At 59.2% G+C, this 18535-nt stretch carries 23 protein-coding genes, 1 tRNA gene and 1 pseudogene; 14 read left to right on the top strand and 11 right to left on the bottom strand.

What is annotated here, in order from left to right; translation table 11 throughout:
- Positions 1–29 precede the first annotated feature (29 nt).
- From prfA to KG698_RS07990, 3 genes are all read left to right on the top strand, one after another.
- Positions 30–1085 (top strand): peptide chain release factor 1, encoded by a 1056-nt coding sequence (gene prfA / locus KG698_RS08000; protein WP_213685052.1) that lies wholly within the window; start codon positions 30–32, stop codon positions 1083–1085.
- Positions 1082–1927 (top strand): peptide chain release factor N(5)-glutamine methyltransferase, encoded by an 846-nt coding sequence (prmC, locus tag KG698_RS07995; RefSeq protein WP_367114062.1) that lies wholly within the window; start codon positions 1082–1084, stop codon positions 1925–1927. The genes prfA and prmC overlap by 4 nt, the downstream gene beginning before the upstream one ends.
- Positions 1928–2193: 266 nt before the next feature.
- Positions 2194–2826, top strand: coding sequence for a DUF4167 domain-containing protein (locus tag KG698_RS07990; protein WP_213685051.1), 633 nt, complete (start codon positions 2194–2196; stop codon positions 2824–2826).
- A gap of 41 nt (positions 2827–2867) precedes the next feature.
- Here KG698_RS07990 and rsmA read toward each other — a convergent pair whose 3' ends face one another.
- Together rsmA and KG698_RS07980 are read right to left on the bottom strand one after the other, a co-directional pair.
- Entirely contained in the window at positions 2868–3707 is an 840-nt protein-coding gene (gene rsmA, locus KG698_RS07985; protein WP_213685050.1) for a 16S rRNA (adenine(1518)-N(6)/adenine(1519)-N(6))-dimethyltransferase RsmA, read from the bottom strand.
- A 33-nt stretch (positions 3708–3740) separates the two neighbouring features.
- Entirely contained in the window at positions 3741–3956 is a 216-nt protein-coding gene (locus KG698_RS07980) for a hypothetical protein (RefSeq protein WP_213685049.1), read from the bottom strand.
- A gap of 125 nt (positions 3957–4081) precedes the next feature.
- Here KG698_RS07980 and KG698_RS07975 point away from each other — a divergent pair, with 125 nt between their 5' ends.
- Positions 4082–4357: a DUF2312 domain-containing protein gene (locus KG698_RS07975; protein WP_213685048.1), complete on the top strand. Its 276-nt coding sequence runs from the start codon at positions 4082–4084 to the stop codon at positions 4355–4357.
- A 12-nt stretch (positions 4358–4369) separates the two neighbouring features.
- Here KG698_RS07975 and KG698_RS07970 read toward each other — a convergent pair whose 3' ends face one another.
- Positions 4370–5245, bottom strand: coding sequence for a hypothetical protein (locus tag KG698_RS07970; RefSeq protein WP_213685047.1), 876 nt, complete (start codon positions 5243–5245; stop codon positions 4370–4372).
- A 118-nt stretch (positions 5246–5363) separates the two neighbouring features.
- On the opposite strand from KG698_RS07970, the gene KG698_RS07965 reads away from it, so the two are divergent.
- Both KG698_RS07965 and KG698_RS07960 read left to right on the top strand, forming a co-directional pair.
- A tRNA-Thr gene (locus KG698_RS07965) sits at positions 5364–5439 on the top strand.
- Between the two features lie 351 nt (positions 5440–5790).
- Positions 5791–6035: pseudogene (locus tag KG698_RS07960) on the top strand (IS5/IS1182 family transposase); the annotation flags it as partial.
- A 91-nt stretch (positions 6036–6126) separates the two neighbouring features.
- Here the strand turns inward: KG698_RS07960 and KG698_RS07955 are convergent.
- Complete coding sequence (locus tag KG698_RS07955; RefSeq protein WP_367114066.1) at positions 6127–6489, bottom strand: F0F1 ATP synthase subunit gamma; 363 nt, start codon at positions 6487–6489, stop codon at positions 6127–6129.
- Here KG698_RS07955 and KG698_RS07950 point away from each other — a divergent pair.
- Positions 6485–6820 (top strand): hypothetical protein, encoded by a 336-nt coding sequence (locus tag KG698_RS07950; RefSeq protein ID WP_213685045.1) that lies wholly within the window; start codon positions 6485–6487, stop codon positions 6818–6820. The genes KG698_RS07955 and KG698_RS07950 overlap by 5 nt on opposite strands.
- A gap of 148 nt (positions 6821–6968) precedes the next feature.
- Here KG698_RS07950 and KG698_RS07945 read toward each other — a convergent pair whose 3' ends face one another.
- Positions 6969–7268, bottom strand: a complete 300-nt coding sequence (locus KG698_RS07945; protein ID WP_213685044.1) for a polymer-forming cytoskeletal protein — start codon at positions 7266–7268, stop codon at positions 6969–6971.
- 584 nt (positions 7269–7852) lie between these two features.
- Between KG698_RS07945 and KG698_RS07940 the strand changes: the two genes are divergently transcribed.
- A complete protein-coding gene (locus KG698_RS07940) occupies positions 7853–8755 on the top strand; it encodes an ion transporter (RefSeq protein WP_213685043.1) in 903 nt (300 codons plus the stop codon).
- An 84-nt stretch (positions 8756–8839) separates the two neighbouring features.
- Here the strand turns inward: KG698_RS07940 and KG698_RS07935 are convergent, their stop codons facing one another.
- The 6 genes from KG698_RS07935 to KG698_RS07910 form a co-directional block, all read right to left on the bottom strand.
- A complete protein-coding gene (locus tag KG698_RS07935; RefSeq protein ID WP_213685042.1) occupies positions 8840–9109 on the bottom strand; it encodes a hypothetical protein in 270 nt (89 codons plus the stop codon).
- Between the two features lie 19 nt (positions 9110–9128).
- Entirely contained in the window at positions 9129–9425 is a 297-nt protein-coding gene (locus KG698_RS07930) for a hypothetical protein (protein ID WP_213685041.1), read from the bottom strand.
- Complete coding sequence (locus tag KG698_RS07925; RefSeq protein ID WP_213685040.1) at positions 9418–9975, bottom strand: hypothetical protein; 558 nt, start codon at positions 9973–9975, stop codon at positions 9418–9420. Before KG698_RS07925 ends, KG698_RS07930 begins: the two co-directional genes overlap by 8 nt.
- A gap of 175 nt (positions 9976–10150) precedes the next feature.
- Positions 10151–10651 (bottom strand): hypothetical protein, encoded by a 501-nt coding sequence (locus KG698_RS07920; protein WP_213685039.1) that lies wholly within the window; start codon positions 10649–10651, stop codon positions 10151–10153.
- Between the two features lie 21 nt (positions 10652–10672).
- On the bottom strand, positions 10673–11071 hold the full coding sequence (gene fliS / locus KG698_RS07915; RefSeq protein ID WP_213685038.1) for a flagellar export chaperone FliS: 399 nt from the start codon (positions 11069–11071) through the stop codon (positions 10673–10675).
- Between the two features lie 59 nt (positions 11072–11130).
- The gene (locus tag KG698_RS07910; RefSeq protein WP_213685037.1) at positions 11131–11526 is read right to left on the bottom strand and encodes a hypothetical protein; all 396 of its coding nucleotides are present in this window, start codon (positions 11524–11526) and stop codon (positions 11131–11133) included.
- 324 nt (positions 11527–11850) lie between these two features.
- Between KG698_RS07910 and KG698_RS07905 the strand changes: the two genes are divergently transcribed.
- From KG698_RS07905 to KG698_RS07880, 6 genes are read left to right on the top strand one after another with little or no spacing between them, the layout of a single operon-like run.
- Entirely contained in the window at positions 11851–13029 is a 1179-nt protein-coding gene (locus tag KG698_RS07905) for a sigma 54-interacting transcriptional regulator (RefSeq protein WP_367114061.1), read from the top strand.
- Positions 13026–13340, top strand: a complete 315-nt coding sequence (gene fliE, locus KG698_RS07900; RefSeq protein WP_213685036.1) for a flagellar hook-basal body complex protein FliE — start codon at positions 13026–13028, stop codon at positions 13338–13340. Before KG698_RS07905 ends, fliE begins: the two co-directional genes overlap by 4 nt.
- 40 nt (positions 13341–13380) lie before the next feature.
- Positions 13381–15114 carry a flagellar basal-body MS-ring/collar protein FliF gene (fliF, locus tag KG698_RS07895; RefSeq protein WP_300983268.1) on the top strand — a complete coding sequence of 578 codons (1734 nt, stop codon included), beginning with the start codon at positions 13381–13383 and terminating at the stop codon, positions 15112–15114.
- Between the two features lie 54 nt (positions 15115–15168).
- Positions 15169–16212 carry a flagellar motor switch protein FliG gene (fliG, locus tag KG698_RS07890; protein ID WP_213685035.1) on the top strand — a complete coding sequence of 348 codons (1044 nt, stop codon included), beginning with the start codon at positions 15169–15171 and terminating at the stop codon, positions 16210–16212.
- Between the two features lie 3 nt (positions 16213–16215).
- On the top strand, positions 16216–17205 hold the full coding sequence (locus KG698_RS07885) for a FliH/SctL family protein (RefSeq protein WP_213685034.1): 990 nt from the start codon (positions 16216–16218) through the stop codon (positions 17203–17205).
- Entirely contained in the window at positions 17202–18530 is a 1329-nt protein-coding gene (locus KG698_RS07880; RefSeq protein ID WP_213685033.1) for a FliI/YscN family ATPase, read from the top strand. Before KG698_RS07885 ends, KG698_RS07880 begins: the two co-directional genes overlap by 4 nt.
- Positions 18531–18535: the final 5 nt, after the last annotated feature.

The following is an 18535-nucleotide window of genomic DNA, read 5'->3' as shown; positions in this document are numbered from 1 at the left end:
GCGCGGCTGTGCAAGGTCACATCGCGCGGATGTTGCCGCATGATCGCCTGATCCAAATCTCTGAGCGTTTCGAGTTTCTCGAGGCGCGGCTCAATGCTGGGCCCGCGCCCGATGAGATTGCCACGATCAGCCGCGAATATGCCGATCTGAGGCCCGTTGTCGCCCAGATCGACGCATGGCGGCGGTTGCAATCGGAGATCGCCGAGGCTGAAGCCATGCTGCGCGACCCCGAGATGCGCGCGCTGGCCGAGGATGAGTTGCCACGGCTGCGTGCAAACCTGCCCATCGCCGAGCAGGCTTTGCAGCTTGCGCTTTTGCCCAAAGACGCCGCCGATGCGCGCCCCGCGATGATCGAGATCCGCCCCGGAACGGGTGGTGATGAGGCGGCCCTTTTTGCAAGTGATCTGCTGCGCATGTATACCCGCTACGCCGAGGCGCAGGGTTGGCAGATGGAGATTGTCGATCTGCAACAAACCGAGCTTGGCGGTATTCGCGAGGTGACGGTGCGCATCGCGGGCGAGGGGGTCTTTGCCCGTTTGAAATACGAAAGCGGCGTGCATCGGGTGCAGCGCGTGCCGGAAACAGAATCGGGCGGTCGCATCCACACTTCGGCGGCGACTGTCGCTGTGCTGCCCGAGGCCGAAGAGGTCGATATCACCATTCCCGCAAACGATATTCGGATCGACACGATGCGCTCTTCGGGTGCGGGTGGGCAGCATGTGAACACCACCGACTCGGCCGTGCGGATCACCCATTTGCCCACGGGGCTTGTCGTCACCAGCTCCGAGAAATCGCAGCATCGCAACCGCGAGATTGCCATGGGCGTGCTGCGCGCGCGCCTCTACGATATGGAGCGCCGCCGCGCCGCCGATGCAATGGCCGCCGACCGCCGTGCACAGGTAGGATCGGGCGACCGCTCGGAACGCATCCGCACTTATAATTTTCCGCAAGGGCGGATGACCGACCATCGGATTAACCTGACGCTCTACAAGCTTGATCAGGTGATGAATGGCGATCTTGATGAGGTGATCGAAGCGCTTTCCGCTGATGCGCAAGCCAAGCTTTTGGCGGAGATGTCGGGGTGAGCACCCAAACAATCGGCGCATGGCAACGCGCGGCCCTTGCCCGGCTTGCACCCGTCATTGGGCCGGATGAGGCCGCGCGTGATGTGCGGCTGATCTTGATGCGCGCGACGGGCTTGTCTGCGGCCCATCTGGGGGTGGGCGGCGGCGAGGTGCTGGCACCCACGGCACAGGCCCAAGCCGAAGCGATGCTGGCCGCGCGCCTGACCCACCAGCCCTTGGCGCAGATCTTGGGCGAATGGGCCTTTTATGGGCGCAGCTTTCATGTGAGCCAAGACACGCTTGTGCCGCGCCCCGATACCGAAACGCTCATCGATCTTGCCTTGGCCCAGCCGTTCTCGCGGCTGGTTGATCTTGGCACGGGTAGTGGCGCCATTGCCGTGACGCTTTTGGCTGAACGCGCCGAGGCGCATGGTCTGGCCAGCGATATTTCGCAAGCGGCCTTGGATATGGCCGCACGCAATGCCCAGCGCCATGGCGTGGCAGGGCGGCTTGATCTGCAATGCGCCGATTGGTGGGCCGGGATCGCGGGGCGTTTTGATCTGATCGTGTCAAACCCGCCCTATGTCAGCGCGGCCGATTATGCCGGATTGGCCCCAGAGATCACACAATGGGAGCCGCGCGGGGCGCTGACACCGGGCGGTGACGGGCTGTCGGCCTATCGGCAGATCTTGGGCGGTGTGACGCCTTTCCTTGCGCTGGGCGGCCGCTGTCTGGTCGAGATCGGGGCAGGGCAGGGGCGCGATGTCGCGGGTCTGTTTACGGCGGCGGGCCTTGTGGATGTGGCGGTGCACCCCGATATCAATGGCAAGGATCGGGTCGTCTCTGGGCGCTTGGCCGCCTGAACGCGGTTGCGCCGCGGGCGCAATCGGGCCAAAAATGGGCAGTTCTGCGCGAAAACCGCATCTTGGGCGCAGATTAGACTTGTCAGTCGCGCTGACCCGTGCTTACTCGGGTCCAGCAACGGGCGAGGCACAGCGCGCCTTCCCTTGCCGATCTACCGCACATTCCGCATCGTGACGCCTTGGGCAGCGCTGCGGGTGACGAGCGTCGCCAAGCCGCGCAGCTTGGACCGCTTCCCACCCAGGACAACTGGAACCGTAAACAGCACATGAGATCATCGAAGAACCGCTCGCGGTCCAAGGGGAACCGCAATCGCTCGGTCGGCAATATCGTCAACCGCGTATTCGACTCGTCCGGCCCCGAGGGCAAGGTCCGCGGCACACCGCAGCAGATCATCGAGAAATACAACCAACTCGCCCGCGATGCGCAGCTCAGCAATGACCGCGTCGCCGCCGAGAATTTTCAGCAGCATGCCGAGCATTACCTGCGCATGTTGGCCGAAGCCCAACGCGAGCAAGACGCGCGCCAGCAGTTCCAGCCCCAGCAGGGCGGGCGCGAGCGTGGCGAGGGCGAGGGCCAAAGCGACGGGCCGGCCTATACCTATGGCGATGTCCCGCAGCAGCCCGGGCAGGTCTATACCCGCCCCGAGGTCGAAGCCCCGCGCCAAGTCGATGCCCCGCGCCAAGCTGAAGCCCCGCGTCAGCCAGAGCCGCGCGGTGACTTCGACGCCGTCATTGATGCCGCCCCTGTCGAGGAAGCGGGATTGGTCGAAACCCCCGAAGGTGCGCCCAAAGCCAAGCGCAGCCGGACGCGCCGTCCCAAGAAACCGACCGATGCCGGTCAGGCTGATGGGGCTGGTGACACCGATGGTGACGATAGCCCGCAAGAAGCGGCGGAATGATCTGATGCGCGCCGCGTGTGAACGCGACGCGCAACCATCGCTCAGCCCGCCACCGCGCGGGCGAGCGCGCAAAACCCCTCGATCGAGATTTGTTCAGCGCGGTCCGTAGGCTTGAGCCCGGCGGCAAGGATGCGATCCTCGATATCGGGTGCCAGCCCCTTGAGCGCCGCGCGCAGCATCTTGCGCCGTTGATTGAAGGCCTTGGCCACGACACGTTCCAGCACCGCCTGATCGGCGGGATAGCGCGGCACAGGCCGGGCCGTGAAATGCACTACGGCGGAATGGACCTTGGGCGGGGGGGTAAACGCCTCGGGCGGCAGGGTCAGCGCGATGCGGGCATCACTGCGCCATTGGGCCAAAATCGCAAGCCGCCCATAGGCCTTGGAGCCGGGCGCAGCCACGATGCGGTCGGCCACTTCGCGTTGAAACATCAGCGTGAGCGATTGCCAGACCGGCGGCCATGCGGGCGGCGTCAACCAGCGGATCAACAGCTCGGTTCCGACATTATAGGGCAGGTTTGACACAACCTTGACGGGTGGGGTCAGATGCGCAGACCAATCCAGCGACAAGGCATCGGCATTGATCACCTCGAGCCGTCCGGGATAGGCGGCGGCGATTTCTTCCAGCGCGGGCAGGCAGCGGGCGTCTTTCTCGATGGCGAGCACACGGCGCGCACCCTCGGCCAAAAGCCCGCGTGTCAGCCCGCCGGGGCCGGGGCCAACCTCCAGCACATCACAGCCGCGCAGATCGCCCGCCGCCCGCGCGATCTTGGCTGTCAGGTTCAGATCGAGAAGAAAATTCTGGCCAAGCGACTTGCGCGCCGAAAGCCCATGGGTGGCGATCACGTCGCGCAAGGGTGGAAGGTCGTCGATCCCACTCATGCGCGCACACCTCGGGCGGATTGGCGAGGATTGTCAGCCAAGAAAGACCCCGATCATCACCGACATCAGCCCAAGGGCTGAGACCAAAAGTGCAACCATGTTGATCACGACCACGCGTTGCAGCTTGGCGCGCAACACCTCATCGGGCAGGCCCGCGCGCTTGGCCGCGATGGCGGCCCAGACGCAATAAAGCAGCACCAAGATCCCCACCAGCGCCAACCCGGTTCCAATATAGACGAGGGTGGCCATGCGCGATCCTTTCCATGTGGTCAGTGCCTTGACCTATGCCAGCCTCTTGGCGCTGGCAAGGGTTGTGGCGGGCGGGGCAGAGGGCTAGATCGGGCTTTGATTTTCCCTTTGCCGCGAGAGATCCGATGGATGTGATTGAAACCGAAACCGCCGACCGCCCCGACAGCTACCGCGTGACCGCCGATGAGCTGCGCCAGTTCATCGAGCGCTTCGAGCGGCTGGAGGCCGAGAAGAAAGACATCGCCGATCAGCAAAAAGAGGTCATGGCCGAAGCGAAATCGCGCGGCTACGACACCAAGGTGATGCGCAAGGTCATCGCGCTACGCCGCCGCGAGCCTGACGATATCGCCGAGGAAGAGGCGGTGCTTGAGATGTACAAAGAAGCCTTGGGCATGCGCTAAGCCACCCTGCGATCAGGGCGTCAGTAGCTTGACGCCCGGGATCGTGACGATCTCGGCCATGTCGTCCTCATAGCTTTGGGTTATTTGGTCGATCATGGCCGGTGTCCAACCGGGCAGGTCAAGTTCTTCCTCGATTTCCGCCTCAAGCGCATAGCGATCAAGAAAGGCACCAAGGATGCGGCGGCGCTGCATCTCGGTGTCGGGCGGATTGTCGGTCAAATACTGCTGCATGCGCGCAAAGCCGGTGCCATCCATGATGGTTTCAACCAAATCGTCGAGACCGCGCAGGGCGACGTTATGGGCGACATCAGTGATCTCGCGGATGATATCGGCCCATAGCAGCGGCGTATCCTCGTTGCACCAAACGGTGACAGGGGCGTCGGGCTGGGCCCGCCGCAGGCGGCGCAGCAGTTCTGACCATGTCGCGGCATGGGGCTGCATGCCGGTGGTGAACTCCGCGAAATCCTTGAAGCGCGATCCGGCAAAGAGCGCGGGGATCAGCGTCGCAGGGTTACGCATACCGATGAAAAACTCGACATGCGCCTGCGGAAAAAGTGCGCGCAACGCGGCTGCTTGGCGGTCAATCATTGGCCAGATCTGTGCGCCTTGCACCACCAGCCGGTTGATGCAGATCAGCCGCGGGTCCGAAAAGATCAACCGCTCGACGCGCGCCTCATCGACGATAGCCTCGAGTAAGGCTTGCTGCACCTCGTCGCTTGCCGGCCGCCCCGCCAAGGCGCGTGCCGTGTCGTGCAACACCGTGCGGTAGCGCATCAAGGGAGGCACGATCACCCCATCCTCGGCCAGCAACGCGCGGTTTTTCAGCAATGACCCCAGCAAGAGCCCATAATCCGTGCATGGCGCACCGAGGTGGAAGACGACCTGCATACTCTTGTTTACCCAAACCCTACATCAACCACGCCCAGACCCTATACCGGCCAAAGGCGCAATGCCAAGGTGGTGGACGCTTGCATGCGCTGAAAGCTTGGCGTATTTCACCTTCAACGCCCCTATAGCTCAGCTGGTAGAGCATCTGATTTGTAATCAGAGGGTCCGCGGTTCGAGTCCGTGTGGGGGCACCATAAAATCAAACAAAATCAGCAATTTAGATGAATTTTGACAGGCGAATCTTGTCGAATGAAAAGTTGTAAACAGTTATAAACTTCTTTGAAGCACGCAGGCGGCAATACCGATCAGCGCATCGAGAATCGCTTTGACAGGATCGCGGAAGCAGCGTCGATACGGGGGCTTGCATACCGCCAAAGCTTGTCGTTGCAACTTAGGATCAGGGCCAATTGATATGCTTAAGGCGGTCTGGCCTGCGCGATGTAAGCCCCTGAACTGACGGGGGTGAAGATGAGCAACCTTTACTCGCTGATCGAGAAGCAAATGGAGCGGCTGCGCCCGTTCTTTCCCAAGAGCCACGGCAAGGCGCGGGCCAAGTCAGCGACGACACCGGGGCTGCTGCACTTTTGGGGCGGCGGCGGCCGCCGAATGGCTGATCGTCGGTCGGGGCTACGCCGCCGACTGGTTCCGTGCAGCGTTGCAAGGCAAAGGGATACGCCGATGCATCCCGGATCGGAAGTCACGCTATAAGGCCATTCCTCACGAACAGCTGAGAAATCGGATCGAGATCATGTGCGGCAGGTTGAACGACTGGCGCCACATCGCCGCGCGCTAAAAGGTTTTCCTATTCACCGTCGCACGCGCCGCAATCGTCACCGTCTCGTGTTGATAATCAATGGATCTGGTGCCTCGGGGGTTTGAGATCACATCGGTCGGTCCGCTTTGCTCACCGCCTCAAATCCCGACACGACATCCAAAAGCTCGCGCGTGATCGTTTGCTGTCGGCGTTGGCGGTAAAGTTGTTTCAGCGCATCGCGCCGTTCTTCGATGTTGCGCTCTGCTGCGTGCATGGCGGCAAGCCGCGAGGCATGCTCGCTGGCAAACGCTTCGGCCAAGGCGCGGTAGATCACCACGAAAAGCCGTTGCTGCACCAGCCATGACATCAGCCGGTCGCAATCCATGCGGAACAGCGGCAAGGACCGGCCGGGCCAGTCGGCGTCCGACAACTTGCGCAGGTAGCTATTGGGAAGGGGCAGTAAGTGGTGCGCCCGTGGCTTTGCCGTGATGCGGCCGTCCCGGCGGTTGTGGAGCAGCCAGACCTGCCCGACACCTTGTCCTGCGGGGCTTTCGGCCCTGCGCGAGGTGCGCCGCTATACCGACGATCTCTTGCTGGTGAACGACGGGCATTGGGGCACGACTTGCGCGGCGGCGGGGTGCATGCCGTCCAAGGCGCTGATCGAGGCGGCGAATGCCTTGCACAGGCGGGGAAGCTTTGCGGAATTCGGCATCCAAGGCGCGGAGGGTTTGCGCGCTGATATTCCCACCGTTCTTGCCCGGGTGGATCGGATCTCTCTGATTGCAAGGCGATTGGGTATGATGCGCTCGACTAAGGTTTGATCCGGGTAAGTCCGCCAGACAGGCTTTCTGACGCATGGATGTATCGATCCAGCAGAAAATCTGCGCCTGCTCTTGAGAGAAAATAGCGATGGGCATGACGATGGATCAGTGAGGGTCTGTGTCACCAAGCGTGACATGCGGCGCTGGTTTATAGCGTGAAGTTTTCTGGGCTGACGCGCCGATATGTGCCGTCGACTTGCGCGCCGGCGGCAATCTCAAGGGTATCATAAGCAAAATTTGCCTTTACCCTTGCGCCATTGTTGATCCTGACGTTCAAGGCCGTGGCGGCACCCTGCAATTCACCTTCGATTGTTAGTTGCCGCGCTCGTACCCGACCGTGGACAAAGGCGGTTGCGGTCAAAATGATCGTGTCAGCGGTCAAATCGCCCATGATCCGCCCGCCAAACTCCACAAAGCCTTTGGAAATAATATTGCCTTCGATCAACATATCCTCGGCGATGCCAGAGCGGTTATGCGTGACGGCGGCTGACCCAATGGGCCTTGCGGGTGGTTTCGACGTAAACATTGAAGCAATCCTGTTGAAGCCACAGTTTAGCTAGGCCCTTGCCGGGCCAAAGGTCAAGCGTCATCGGTTCTGTATTTCACAAAACAGCGCGATCTAGGCGCGGCCCTCGTTAACACGGCATCGCAACTCTTTCGGCGTTTTTATTGACTTTCGCTGCAGAGATAAGGCGTGGACCTCATCATTCAACTCGCCTCATAAAGGCGCTGGGCTTTGTCTGTGCGCTGTTGACTGTCCCACGACCATCATCGCGGGCTGAATGTTTGGCTGCATGCACGCGAATTCTGCCGGATAATCGCCACATTGATGGGCTAGATGCTTTATCTTTTTTGTGGTTTCATCATTGCAACATCAGCATATGACGATGCTGTCGGATGGGGGATCTGACCCATCAGTAATGAGTGCCAATCATTCGCGCGCAACCGATCTTGATACAAAAACTGCGACGGCTTTGCGATGTCCACAGCGGGCCTTGAACGCAGTACAACAGTTTGCGGAGACCTGAGCCAATGACGACGATGCGCAATCAGGTCTACCAGATTCTTGATGGCGATCCTTTGACCGCGCCGCCACTTGCGAGACTTGTGAACACCGTCATCATCATCGCCATTATTCTTAGCGTGGCTATGGTGATCATTGAATCACACCGGCCAACTTACGCGGCGCATGAAGGCCTATTCATCACCTTCGAGAGAGTAAGCATTGCCTTTTTCACCGCTGAGTACTTGCTCAGGCTTTGGGCGCGTGGCGACGCCTACAAGGCAGATAATGGCGGGCCAAGGCGGGGCCGTTTGGAGTATGTCACGAGTTTTCATGGCGTGATTGATCTGATCTCCATCGCGCCATTCTATCTTCAGATGTTCTTTCCCGGCTTGGATCTGCGTATCCTCAGGCTGTTTCGGCTTTTGCGGCTACTCAAGATATCGCGCTACAATTCCGCCTTGGATGATCTTGCGCGCGCCATAAAGTCCGAGAGAAATTCGTTTATCGCGACCTTGTATATCATTTTCATTGTGACAATCTTGAGTTCAGCGCTGATGTATTATGCCGAAGGCGATGCGCAGCCAGAAAAGCTGGCGTCGATCCCGCATGCAATTTACTGGTCGCTGATCACGCTGACGACAGTGGGATATGGCGACATCTCGCCCGTCACACCCTTTGGCAGGATTATTTCATCGGTAACGGCACTGCTTGGTGTCGCGACTGTGGCCATGTTCACGGGTATTATTGCGTCAGCCTTCTCGAAACAGGTCGAGCGCAGGCGCATGATCTATCAACAAGAGCTTGAGAAAGCCTATGAGGATGGTGTTTTGTCGCGGGATGAGGACGCCTTGCTTGCAGAACTCAAAAAGCGGTTCGATCTTTCTGAGGAAGACGTCGAAAGCATCAAAAAGCGCGCCCTAAAATCGTAGTTATCACAGCCTCTGCGAAGGCGCGCTGTCACCGGCACGCTGCGTTGGATGTTTGAGGGGTTGCCAATTACAAATTTAAAGAATTCAGGCGTCTTCTGCTGTACTCGGAGATGTGCCCTTTGGGCGAGCCGCATCGCGCCGCCACGCGATCCAGCGCGCGATGAAAGCAAGGCTTCCGATCCCGACAATCGTGAGCGCCATATTCATCGGCGTAAGCACCGTCAGCGGTGTCGCCTTGTCACCCAGCAGTGGCATCGCAACGATTAGACAAATGGACACCGCCAGAAAAATCCGTGTCCGCACGCAGACTTGGCACGGCGCGGTCGGTTTGCTGAGGTCAGTGTTCTTTTGCATGATCTGGGCGCGATCTTGATCAGGGGTTTATCTGGGTTTTGTGATATCGGCGTCGGGCGTGCAACGTAACCTTACCGCGCTTTCGCGCCAACGCCATTTCTTTTTCGATACCAGAGACAAGGTCATTATTGTCGCGAACGGCTTCTCCGAGGGCGGCAATCAGGTCAGGTGACCGAGAGGTTGTGGATTGCGCGATGGTGTCGAGAAATTGACGCCTCTCTTCGATCAAGATGATCATCTGCTCAACCGCGCCTTGGTCGGTTGCATTTCGGATCTTGGCGTTGAATGCGCAGAGGCGTTTGGCGTCATCAAGCATGGTGATTGCGCCAGAACAGAGGGAAGGGGATAGAAACTGGTTGAAGAATTGCGAGATCCCTGATGTCGCAACTTGTCACTTTATCTTGTGTATCTCGAAATATGCATGTTTCACGCGAAAGTTTTTTACGACCGATTCTGCCGGATGCCGCCAGTTGCCCAAACTTTTTTTGAAGTGTTTTCAAGGTCGAGTACGTCAAGCTCACAGCTTTCATAAGCGCGCAGAAGCCAAGCTGCGCGTGAGAGGGTAACAAAATTTGGCCCCTTGGAGAATTATCGCCAAGCGTGCTATTGTTTAAAGGCATGCAATCCCTGTGTAGGGCCTGAGTTCTTGTTGGATCCGAACCTTCCATCGCCGATGACCAGTTATCGCCCCAGCACAAGCTTTCTGGGCGCGTCGCATAGTTCGTCGCATTCGGGTTATGCAAGTGCTGTGCCAGATATGCGTCAAACGCTTGAAGGTATTCCGCCGGCTCTAGCCCTTGATCGCGGCAAGCGGTCAGCGGGCCATCGCGCTGAAGTGACGATTTATCACCCGTCGCTTGGCCCATCCTCCATCAACACCGAGAATGCCTTGATGGCGCGCGCACTTTTGTCGCCCACATATATGCATGATAGCGCCGCCACGCGCATGGCGCGGGTGTCGACCATGATGAATACCGCCCTGCCGCGTTTCGGGCGAGCAATTGACGTTTGGGCTTAAAGCGGCTCAGAGGGCTGCGGCAATCAGCCTAGATCGTCGAAGCCATCGAGTAGGCTTACCTCAACCTCTGGTAAATCGACGATCCATTCGCCATGCTCAATCTGCTTCCATGACCATGATGGTGGTGCTGCCATGCTAGGCTTGGAACGTAGGTTGAAAAAGAATGGCCGAAAACTCTTGATCATCTGCTCAAGGTTGTATTCTGCTAGTTTGGTGCCATCCAATTCCGACGAGAACATCCCCTTGATCCGCCGCACCTCACCGTTGGGCTTAAAGGTGATACGGTTATAGGCGTAAGAGCGCAGGACAACATCAGCATCCTGTGCTTCAGCCTCGGACAATACCCGCAAGTACCCTTCAATGCTTTGTTCGATCAGGTCTGGTCCGACCTCTGCATAGCGTTCGGACAAGACCTTAGCGTATTTCTTTGCGAACAAATCAAGCGAAAGGGGTGACACAAGGTAACGTTCCGCTGCAACAGCAACTGTTGCTGACAAAAGCCATTCAGGACAGAATTTCTGCATCAAACCACCATTCTTGATCTCTTAGCGGGTAGGTTGCCCGCCCGGTCTTTTCTTGATCGCCTCCCATGATTGGATGATTTCGTCAAGCATTACAACGCAACTCTCAAGGCTGTTGTCTTGTTTGCTTGCAAATGCCTGCAACAGCTGGTGGCGGCAGTATTCGTAAAGCCGGAACAGGTTCTCAGCGATCTCGCCACCACGTTCGAAATCCAAGCTGGTTTCCAAGATGTAGATCGCTGTGAATGCCTTGGTAAAATGCTCGCGCAGGTCAAGCGAGCGGTTTGCCGGATCTGCAATCTTGCGCAGGTTCTTGTTCAATTCCTGCATCACGATCAAAATGGTCGCGTGCGGGTCAGCGATGTCGTTTACCTGAACCCGGTGATCGTGGATGTACTTCGAGCGTGCGAGGGCATAATTCATGGTCGATCATCACTTTTCTTGCGTGTTCAGTATCTTAAACGGCTTGGAAAAAGTTTTGTTTAGTTACCAAATTGCTCGCGCAGCGTACGGGTGATCGTGTTTTGACGTTCGTTTGACATGCAGTCGGCCACCAGTGAAACCGACCGGGCCGCCTTCTCGTCATAGCCTGCATAGGTGATTGCCGGATAGCTTGGATCGGTCATCAAGCGTAGGGGTTCGCCACGTTTGAGGCGCATATTGGCCACGCCATTGCTAAAACGTGCGGTGCGCCCGCTGTCTGGGGCATAGGCGATGAAATAGCTGTCCTCCACTGGGCAAGAGTTGCTCAAGGTGACTTGCACATCGATGAGCCCGTCGCTTCGACCACGGTCGAACAGACCCATCCACGCCAAGCCGACCCCGATGATACCAAGAATGGCAACAAGAATGATCGCGCCGAGCAGATTGGGGTTCATGGACCGCTCCTTTCGTGGGGTTTGGTAGTATCTTGCAAAACACATACCGAGACCGGTGGGTGCGGACGTGCAATTGGCATTTTGCAGTGTCAGGTCTTGGTTAGACCGCGCGGCGCGGGATCACAATCGCCCGCCAATTTTCTGACAGGCTGTGGATTGCGGTATTTCCTGATGCAATTTTCATCCGAATAAATCTTTAAGAATAAAATAAAAACAATCGTTTATGAGAAAGTGGAGAGATTCCCATGATCGGTTCTGCCCGCTTGGCCCGGTTCTTGCCTTCTCTTAGCGAGCCCGGGGCATTGGGTTCGAAAGGGGGCATGCGTGACCAGAATTATTTTGGACAGAACGGGCTTTGCGGGCGCAGAAAAGCTTGCAGAGCTGATCCGCAGACGCGGGATCGAGGTGCTGCCTGTCGATGGCTGGCCCACGGAGTCGACCGAAAAATCCCCGATCCTTGTCATCTCCGGTGCTGCAGAGGCCGCGATGGGCGGCACACAGAAATTGCTTGAACGTGCTCGTGCGCTTCGCCCCATGCGTGTTGCCGTAATCGATGAGGCCGCCCCAGCCTTTGCGATCCGCGCAGAGCTTGAGGGCAAGCTTCAGCGCCTTAGCCTTCGGGCCGAAGAGGCGCGCACGCCCTATGGTCAGGCCATCGTTGTTGACACCTTGTGCTTTGGCCTTTCCGCGATGATCTGCGCCGATGAGGCAAGCCGCCAGCTGATGGGCGTCGCAGACCGCGTTGCCCGTGCCGATGTGACGGTGCTGATCAACGGTCCAACGGGGACCGGGAAAGAGGTTTTGGCCCGCTTCATCCATGCACGCTCGCCGCGCGCGGATAAGCCTTTCGTCGCGATCAATTGTGCCGCAATCCCCGAGAACATGCTCGAAGCGATGATGTTCGGCCATGAAAAGGGTGCTTTTACCGGGGCATCGGTCGCGAATATCGGCATTTTCCGCGCCGCTGATGGCGGCACATTGTTGCTTGATGAAATCTCCGAAATGCCCATCGGGCTGCAATCAAAACTGCTGCGCGTGCTGCAAGAGCGCCGCGTGACACCGCTTGGGGTGCAAAAGGAAATCCCTGTCGATGTCCGGGTGATCGCCACGACGAACCGTGACATGGTCGCAGAGGTCCGCCGCAACAGTTTCCGCGAAGATCTGTTTTATCGGCTCAACGTCTTTCCGCTTGAGACATTGCCGCTTTGCGCGCGCCCCGATGATATCTTGCCGCTTGCGGTTGGGCTTTTGCGCCGCCATGCCGAAACGGGGGCGACGCTGCCTTGGATGACGGCGGACGCGGCCAATATCTTGGTGCGGCACGACTGGCCGGGCAATGTGCGTGAACTCGAGAACGTCATTCAGCGCGCCTTGGTGTTGCATGTGGATGGCTGCATCACCGCCGCTGATATCGTGCTGGATACGGGGCGTTCGGTGCAGATGCGCCCGGCTTGGCTTGATCAAGGTGCCATGCCGCTCGGCCTTCGGGAGGGTGCGGCATGAGCAGTATCGGCGGGCTCAAGTTTCAGGTCGATCAAACGCATCTGAAAGCTTTGGCCAAGGCGCATGAAGCGCTCGAGGCGAAACCCACACGCACGGATTTCTCGCAACGTCTGGCCGATGGGTTGAAAACCGTGGCCTCGGCGCAGAACGAGGCATCGGCCCTTGGCACCGCTTTTGAAGCCGGAACCGAGCAGAACCTCGCAAAAGTCATGGTTGCCCAGCAGGTTTCATCGCTGGGTTTCCAGCTGACGCTCAATGTCCGCAACAAGGCTTTGAGCGCTTACAAAGACATCATGAACATGCCCGTTTGACCCATAGCGGCAAAGGCGAATTAGAGGAACGGGATTGAGCATGGCAGAGACGACCCAACCCACACAGATGACACGCGGTGCCGTTGGCGCCGGGTCTGGCTTGGTGCCATCTGGTGGCAATATGCTGGCCAGCGTGCGCAACGTCACCTCGCAGCCGGGGTTCCAACGCGCCATGCCGACCATTGTCGCGGCACTGGCGGTCGTCATGGGGTTGGCGGCCTATCTCTACATGCTCGAACCCGCGCGCACGACGCTTTATGCCTCGCTTTCCGAAGCCGACAAGGCCGCTGTCGTCGACTCGCTGACCAATTCTGGCATTGAAGTCACCCTTGATCCTGTGACGGGTGATGTCTTGGTGCCTGTTGGCGATTATCATCGTTCGCGGATGAGCCTTGCGGCACAAGGTTTGCCGACATCTGCCCCCGAAGGTTACGCGGCGCTTGGCGATATTCCGATGGGCACCTCGCGTTCGGTCGAGACTGTCCGCCTCAAGCAAGCCCAAGAGATTGAACTTGCGCGCTCGATCAACGAGATTTCGGTGGTGCAAGCGGCGCGGGTGCATCTGGCGCTGCCTGAACGCTCAGCTTTCGTGCGCCATCAAGAGGCCCCAACAGCCTCGGTCTTTTTGCAGCTGGCCTCGGGCCGCAGGCTTGATGAGGGCCAGGTCGAGGCGATTGTGAACCTCGTGTCGACCTCGGTGACTGGCATGGCGCGCGAGAATGTCACGATCATCGATCAAACGGGGCGGCTTTTGTCGAAATCGCTCGATGATCCAGCCTCGATCTTGACGGATTCGCAGTTGCAATACCGCATGCGGCTGGAAGGCATCTATCGCTCGCGGATCGAGTCGCTTGTGACCCCGATTGTGGGGCCGGGCAACGTCAACGCACAGGTCAATATCGAGATCGACTTTACCCGCAACGAAGTGACCGAAGAGCGCGTTGACCCCGATGGGACCGCGCTGCGCAGCGAGCAAAACACGCTGGACGTCGCCGCCAATGCCGAGGCCCGCGGTGTGCCGGGTGCCACCGCGAACACGGCCCCGACCGAGGCCGAGATTGCCGATCGTCAGGCGGCCAATCCCGGCGGCGCAGGCCAGTCTGAGAACCGTTCAAGCAGTGAAGTGCGCAACTACGAGGTCAGCCGCAGGGTGTCGACGACGATGTCGCCCACAAATCGTATCGTCAAAATTGACGCGGCGCTGTTGCTGCGGACCCAAATGGTCACGGACCCAGAAACGGGTATCGCGCAGCCGCAGAATATGTCGCCCGAAACCTTGGCCGATATCGAACGGCTGGTCAGTAGCGCCATTGGCCTGAACCTGACGCGTGGCGATAACATCACCGTCACGGCACAACCTTTTATCTCGACACTTGAAGGTGTTTCCGTAGACTGGTTCCAGACTGATTGGGTTGAGAACCTCGCCAAACAGATCGTAACAGTGCTGTTGCTGGCCGTTATCACCCTTGGGGTTATCCGGCCGCTTCTGAACCGTGTGCTTGTACCCTCTGGTGGCGGGGCGATGGTAGGCGGCATGACCGAGCAAGAGGCTGACGCGCTTGAATCCGTTGAGGTCGCCGAAGGCGAGAGCCTTGAGGATATCAAGGCCAAGCTGAAGCCGAAGAAATCCAACATCTCGCTCGAGATGCTCGATACCGCCAACACCTATGACGACAAGGTCGCGATCATCCGCATGATTGTGGGCGATGAGGCCGGCCGCGTATCGAACGTGTTCAAGCAGATGATGAAAAAAGAGCTGGACCAGAAAGCCTGACCGCACGCGCCGACGCAAGCGCGCCGGTCCAATGACTTTGAAGGAAGAGATGCCATGCCAGACGCCGCCACAATCAGCAAGATCGAAGAGGATCGCCTTTTTGACACGCTCACCGGCACGCAGAAATCGGCCATCTTGATGATGCTGCTGGGCGAGGATGAAGCCGCCGAGATCCTCAAGAACCTCTCGCCGCGCGAGGTGCAGCATCTTGGGGCTGCGATGTACTCGGTGCAAGGTGTAGATCAGCAAACGGTCAACCTCGTGCTTGACGAGTTTTTGGCCATCATCAAGCAACAAACAAGCATTGGTCTTGGTGCAGGCAACTATATTCGCAACGTTCTGACCAAGGCGCTCGGCGGCGACAAGGCGCAGTCGGTTCTCAGCCGCATCACGCCTGCCTCGTCCGAGCGGCCGATTGATATTCTCGACTGGATGGATGCGCGCGCCATCGCCGAGTTGATCATCGACGAACATCCACAGATCGTCGCCCTGATTATCTCGTATCTCGACTATGGGCTTGCCGCTGATGTGTTGGGGCTTTTGCCGCATGATCTGCAACCCGAGGTTGTGGCCCGTATCGCCACGCTCGAAACCGTTCAGCCCGACGCGGTGCGCGAGCTTGAGCGTGTCATGCAGCTCAAGTTCAAGGCCAATACCACGCTGCGCGCGTCGCAGATTGGCGGGGTCAAGGCGGCGGCCAAGATCATGAACTTCACCAAGACCGCGATGGAACAGCGGATCATGAAGGACATCAAGAAGGCCGATAAAGACCTGATGACCGCGATCCAAGACAGCATGTTCGTCTTTGACAACCTTGTCATGTCCGATGAGCGGTCGCTGCAAACCCTCTTGCGCTCTGTCGATAGCGATGTGCTGGTGCTTGCCCTCAAAGGGGCCGACGAATTGCTGCGCGAAAAACTCTTTGCCTGCATGTCGACCCGGGCGGCCGCCAATATCAAGGACGAGATGGAGGCCTTGGGCCCGGTGCGCTTGACCGAAGTGCAAGAGGCACAAAAGCAAATCATCAATGTCGCGCGCAAAATGTCGGACGATGGGTCCATCGTTCTGGCCGGGCGCGGCGGCGACGAGATGGTCTAAGCCATGCAACCGAGCGCCCCCATCTCCGAGGCAAAGCAGCAAGACAAGGCACCGCTTGACGAGGGTGAAATCAATCGCCTGATCGCGGCGGCGCGCGCGGAAACCTATCGACCCTCGGATACGCCCCTTCACCCGACCGGCGATACGTTCCGCCCCAAAAGCCTGTTAGATCTCGCGCTTTTGCGGCGCGACGCTGAAAAGGCTGATGCGCTTGCCGCGGCTGCACAGAGCAGCGAGGCATCCCAAACGATCATCGGGCCGGGGCAGGGTCTTGGCGACGAAGATATCGCCTCAGCTGTCGCCGATACGCGTGGCTTTGGTATTGAGGATGCGGTTCTTGCCGAGGGACCGCCCCAAGACCAGCAGGATTTAGGCATAGACCACATCAGCACCGCCGAGGATCAAGCCACGCTCCAGCCTGCCAGCGACGCCGTGGTGACAGACCCAATTCCGGCTGAGGCACCACCCGCGACGCTGGACGGGTCGGAAATGCGCGACCAAATCCGCGCCGAGGCTTTCGCCGCCGGCCGTGCCGAGGCAGAAGCAGAGGCAGAGGCGCGTTTATCCACGGCGGTCGAGACCCTCGCGGCAGCCGCGCATGCGTTCCAACATCCGACCGCCGAGATGATGGCCAGCTTGCGCGCCGAGATTACCGAGGCTGTGCTCAAGCTTGCCTCTGATCGTGCAGGTCTTGAGATCGACACCATACCCGATGCTTTTGTCGAACGGATCGAAACGCTGGCCGACCGCATCCACGGTCAAGCGACCCAAGCGGTCTTGCGCCTTAACCCCGAGGATCATGAGGCCATTGCAGCGCTGATCGCGGGCTCCGATAGCCTTGCATCCATGCGCGTCGTGACCTCGGCTGAGCTTTCACGCGGTGATGTCGATCTCGTCGTCGATGGTTTGCGGATTTCCGACCGGATCCTGGGTCAACCGGCCCGCCGCAAAACCGCGCGCGCCGCTGCCAAGCCAGAGCAGGACAAGACATGAACGCCATTCTCGAAAGGGTTCGCGCTGATGTGGCCGCGCTGCCAAACCGGCGGCATCTGGTGACATCTGGCCGGGTGACCCGCTTTGATGGACAAATCCTTGAATGTGACGGCTTCCCGGTTCTGGTAGGTGCGATCTGTCAGGTCGAGACCGCCGGTCACGATCTGGCCCAAGCCGAGGTCATCGGCTTTCGTGATGGGCGCAACCTGTTGTTCCTTTATGATCTGGACGCCCGTGTCGAGATCGGTGCGCGCGTCTCGCCGATTGAGATCGATAACCGGATCAAGGTTGGGCCGAACCTGCTTGGGCGGGTGATCGACGCGCAGGGCAACCCGCTTGATACGATCGGTCCGCTCGAGCTTGACGAGAGCTGGCCGTTGATGGGCCGCCCCCTCAATCCGCTTGCCCGCAAGCCCGTTGCCAAGCCGCTCGATGTCGGGGTGCGGGTGGTCAATGCCTTGTTGACCGTGGGTCGTGGCCAGCGTGTGGGCATTATCGCAGGCTCGGGCGTTGGCAAGTCGGTGCTCCTTGCGATGATGACGCGGTTTTCCGAGGCTGATGTCATCGTCATGGCGTTGATTGGCGAGCGTGGCCGCGAAGTGGGGGCGATGGTCGAACAGGTGATGCAAGGGGACGCGCGCCGCAAGGTTGTTGTGGTTGCCGTGCCTGCCGACCGCTCGGCCTTGCTTCGCATCAGGGGCGCGCACCGCGCGACGGCCATCGCCGAATACTTCCGCGCTCAGGGCAAAGAGGTTTTGCTGATTATGGATAGCCTTACCCGCGTGGCCCATGCCCGCCGGGAGGTGGGTCTTGCGCTTGGTGAGCAGCCGACAGCCAAGGGTTACCCCCCTTCGGTCGTGTCGTTGATCCCCGCGCTTGTCGAGCGCTCTGGCACCGGGCTTGAGGGCGAGGGATCGATCACCGCCTTTTACACCGTGCTGGCTGACGGGGATGATACGACAAATGATCCAGTGGTCGATACCGCGCGCGCCATTCTTGATGGCCATATCGTGCTGTCGCGCCGCCAGACCCAGCTTGGGATTTACCCGGCGGTTGATATCTCGGCCTCGGTCAGCCGGGTGATGTCCGATATCACGCCGCCCAAGCAACAGGCGGCCGCGATGCGGTTCCGCAGACTTGTCTCGCTCTATCTTGAAAACCGCGACCTGATGCTGATGGGCGGCTATCAATCGGGGCAAGATCCCGACCTCGATCTTGCGGTCTCGCTTTGGTCGAACCTCACGGCCTTTATCAAGCAAGCGCCAAACGAACCGGCGAGTTTCGTCGATAGCCAAAAAGGCTTGATCGCGATGATGGGGGAGTGACAGCG

This window comes from Roseicyclus sp., assembly GCF_018402035.1.
In the GTDB taxonomy this organism is placed as follows: Bacteria; Pseudomonadota; Alphaproteobacteria; order Rhodobacterales; family Rhodobacteraceae; genus Roseicyclus.
Note: the sequence above shows the minus strand (reverse complement) of the source record. Positions and strands in the feature narration are given on the sequence as shown.

Excerpts from the sequence above, each read along its gene's own strand:
- prfA (WP_213685052.1), top strand. The coding sequence starts at position 30 with ATGTTGCCGCATGATCGCCTGATCCAAATCTCTGAGCGTTTCGAGTTT.
- KG698_RS07990 (WP_213685051.1), top strand. The coding sequence starts at position 2,194 with ATGAGATCATCGAAGAACCGCTCGCGGTCCAAGGGGAACCGCAATCGC.
- rsmA (WP_213685050.1), bottom strand. The coding sequence starts at position 3,707 with ATGAGTGGGATCGACGACCTTCCACCCTTGCGCGACGTGATCGCCACC.
- KG698_RS07980 (WP_213685049.1), bottom strand. The coding sequence starts at position 3,956 with ATGGCCACCCTCGTCTATATTGGAACCGGGTTGGCGCTGGTGGGGATC.
- KG698_RS07975 (WP_213685048.1), top strand. The coding sequence starts at position 4,082 with ATGGATGTGATTGAAACCGAAACCGCCGACCGCCCCGACAGCTACCGC.
- KG698_RS07970 (WP_213685047.1), bottom strand. The coding sequence starts at position 5,245 with ATGCAGGTCGTCTTCCACCTCGGTGCGCCATGCACGGATTATGGGCTC.
- KG698_RS07945 (WP_213685044.1), bottom strand. The coding sequence starts at position 7,268 with ATGTTGATCGAAGGCAATATTATTTCCAAAGGCTTTGTGGAGTTTGGC.
- KG698_RS07940 (WP_213685043.1), top strand. The coding sequence starts at position 7,853 with ATGACGACGATGCGCAATCAGGTCTACCAGATTCTTGATGGCGATCCT.
- KG698_RS07935 (WP_213685042.1), bottom strand. The coding sequence starts at position 9,109 with ATGCAAAAGAACACTGACCTCAGCAAACCGACCGCGCCGTGCCAAGTC.
- KG698_RS07930 (WP_213685041.1), bottom strand. The coding sequence starts at position 9,425 with ATGCTTGATGACGCCAAACGCCTCTGCGCATTCAACGCCAAGATCCGA.
- KG698_RS07925 (WP_213685040.1), bottom strand. The coding sequence starts at position 9,975 with ATGGGCCAAGCGACGGGTGATAAATCGTCACTTCAGCGCGATGGCCCG.
- KG698_RS07920 (WP_213685039.1), bottom strand. The coding sequence starts at position 10,651 with ATGCAGAAATTCTGTCCTGAATGGCTTTTGTCAGCAACAGTTGCTGTT.
- fliS (WP_213685038.1), bottom strand. The coding sequence starts at position 11,071 with ATGAATTATGCCCTCGCACGCTCGAAGTACATCCACGATCACCGGGTT.
- KG698_RS07910 (WP_213685037.1), bottom strand. The coding sequence starts at position 11,526 with ATGAACCCCAATCTGCTCGGCGCGATCATTCTTGTTGCCATTCTTGGT.
- fliE (WP_213685036.1), top strand. The coding sequence starts at position 13,026 with ATGAGCAGTATCGGCGGGCTCAAGTTTCAGGTCGATCAAACGCATCTG.
- fliF (WP_300983268.1), top strand. The coding sequence starts at position 13,381 with ATGGCAGAGACGACCCAACCCACACAGATGACACGCGGTGCCGTTGGC.
- fliG (WP_213685035.1), top strand. The coding sequence starts at position 15,169 with ATGCCAGACGCCGCCACAATCAGCAAGATCGAAGAGGATCGCCTTTTT.
- KG698_RS07885 (WP_213685034.1), top strand. The coding sequence starts at position 16,216 with ATGCAACCGAGCGCCCCCATCTCCGAGGCAAAGCAGCAAGACAAGGCA.
- KG698_RS07880 (WP_213685033.1), top strand. The coding sequence starts at position 17,202 with ATGAACGCCATTCTCGAAAGGGTTCGCGCTGATGTGGCCGCGCTGCCA.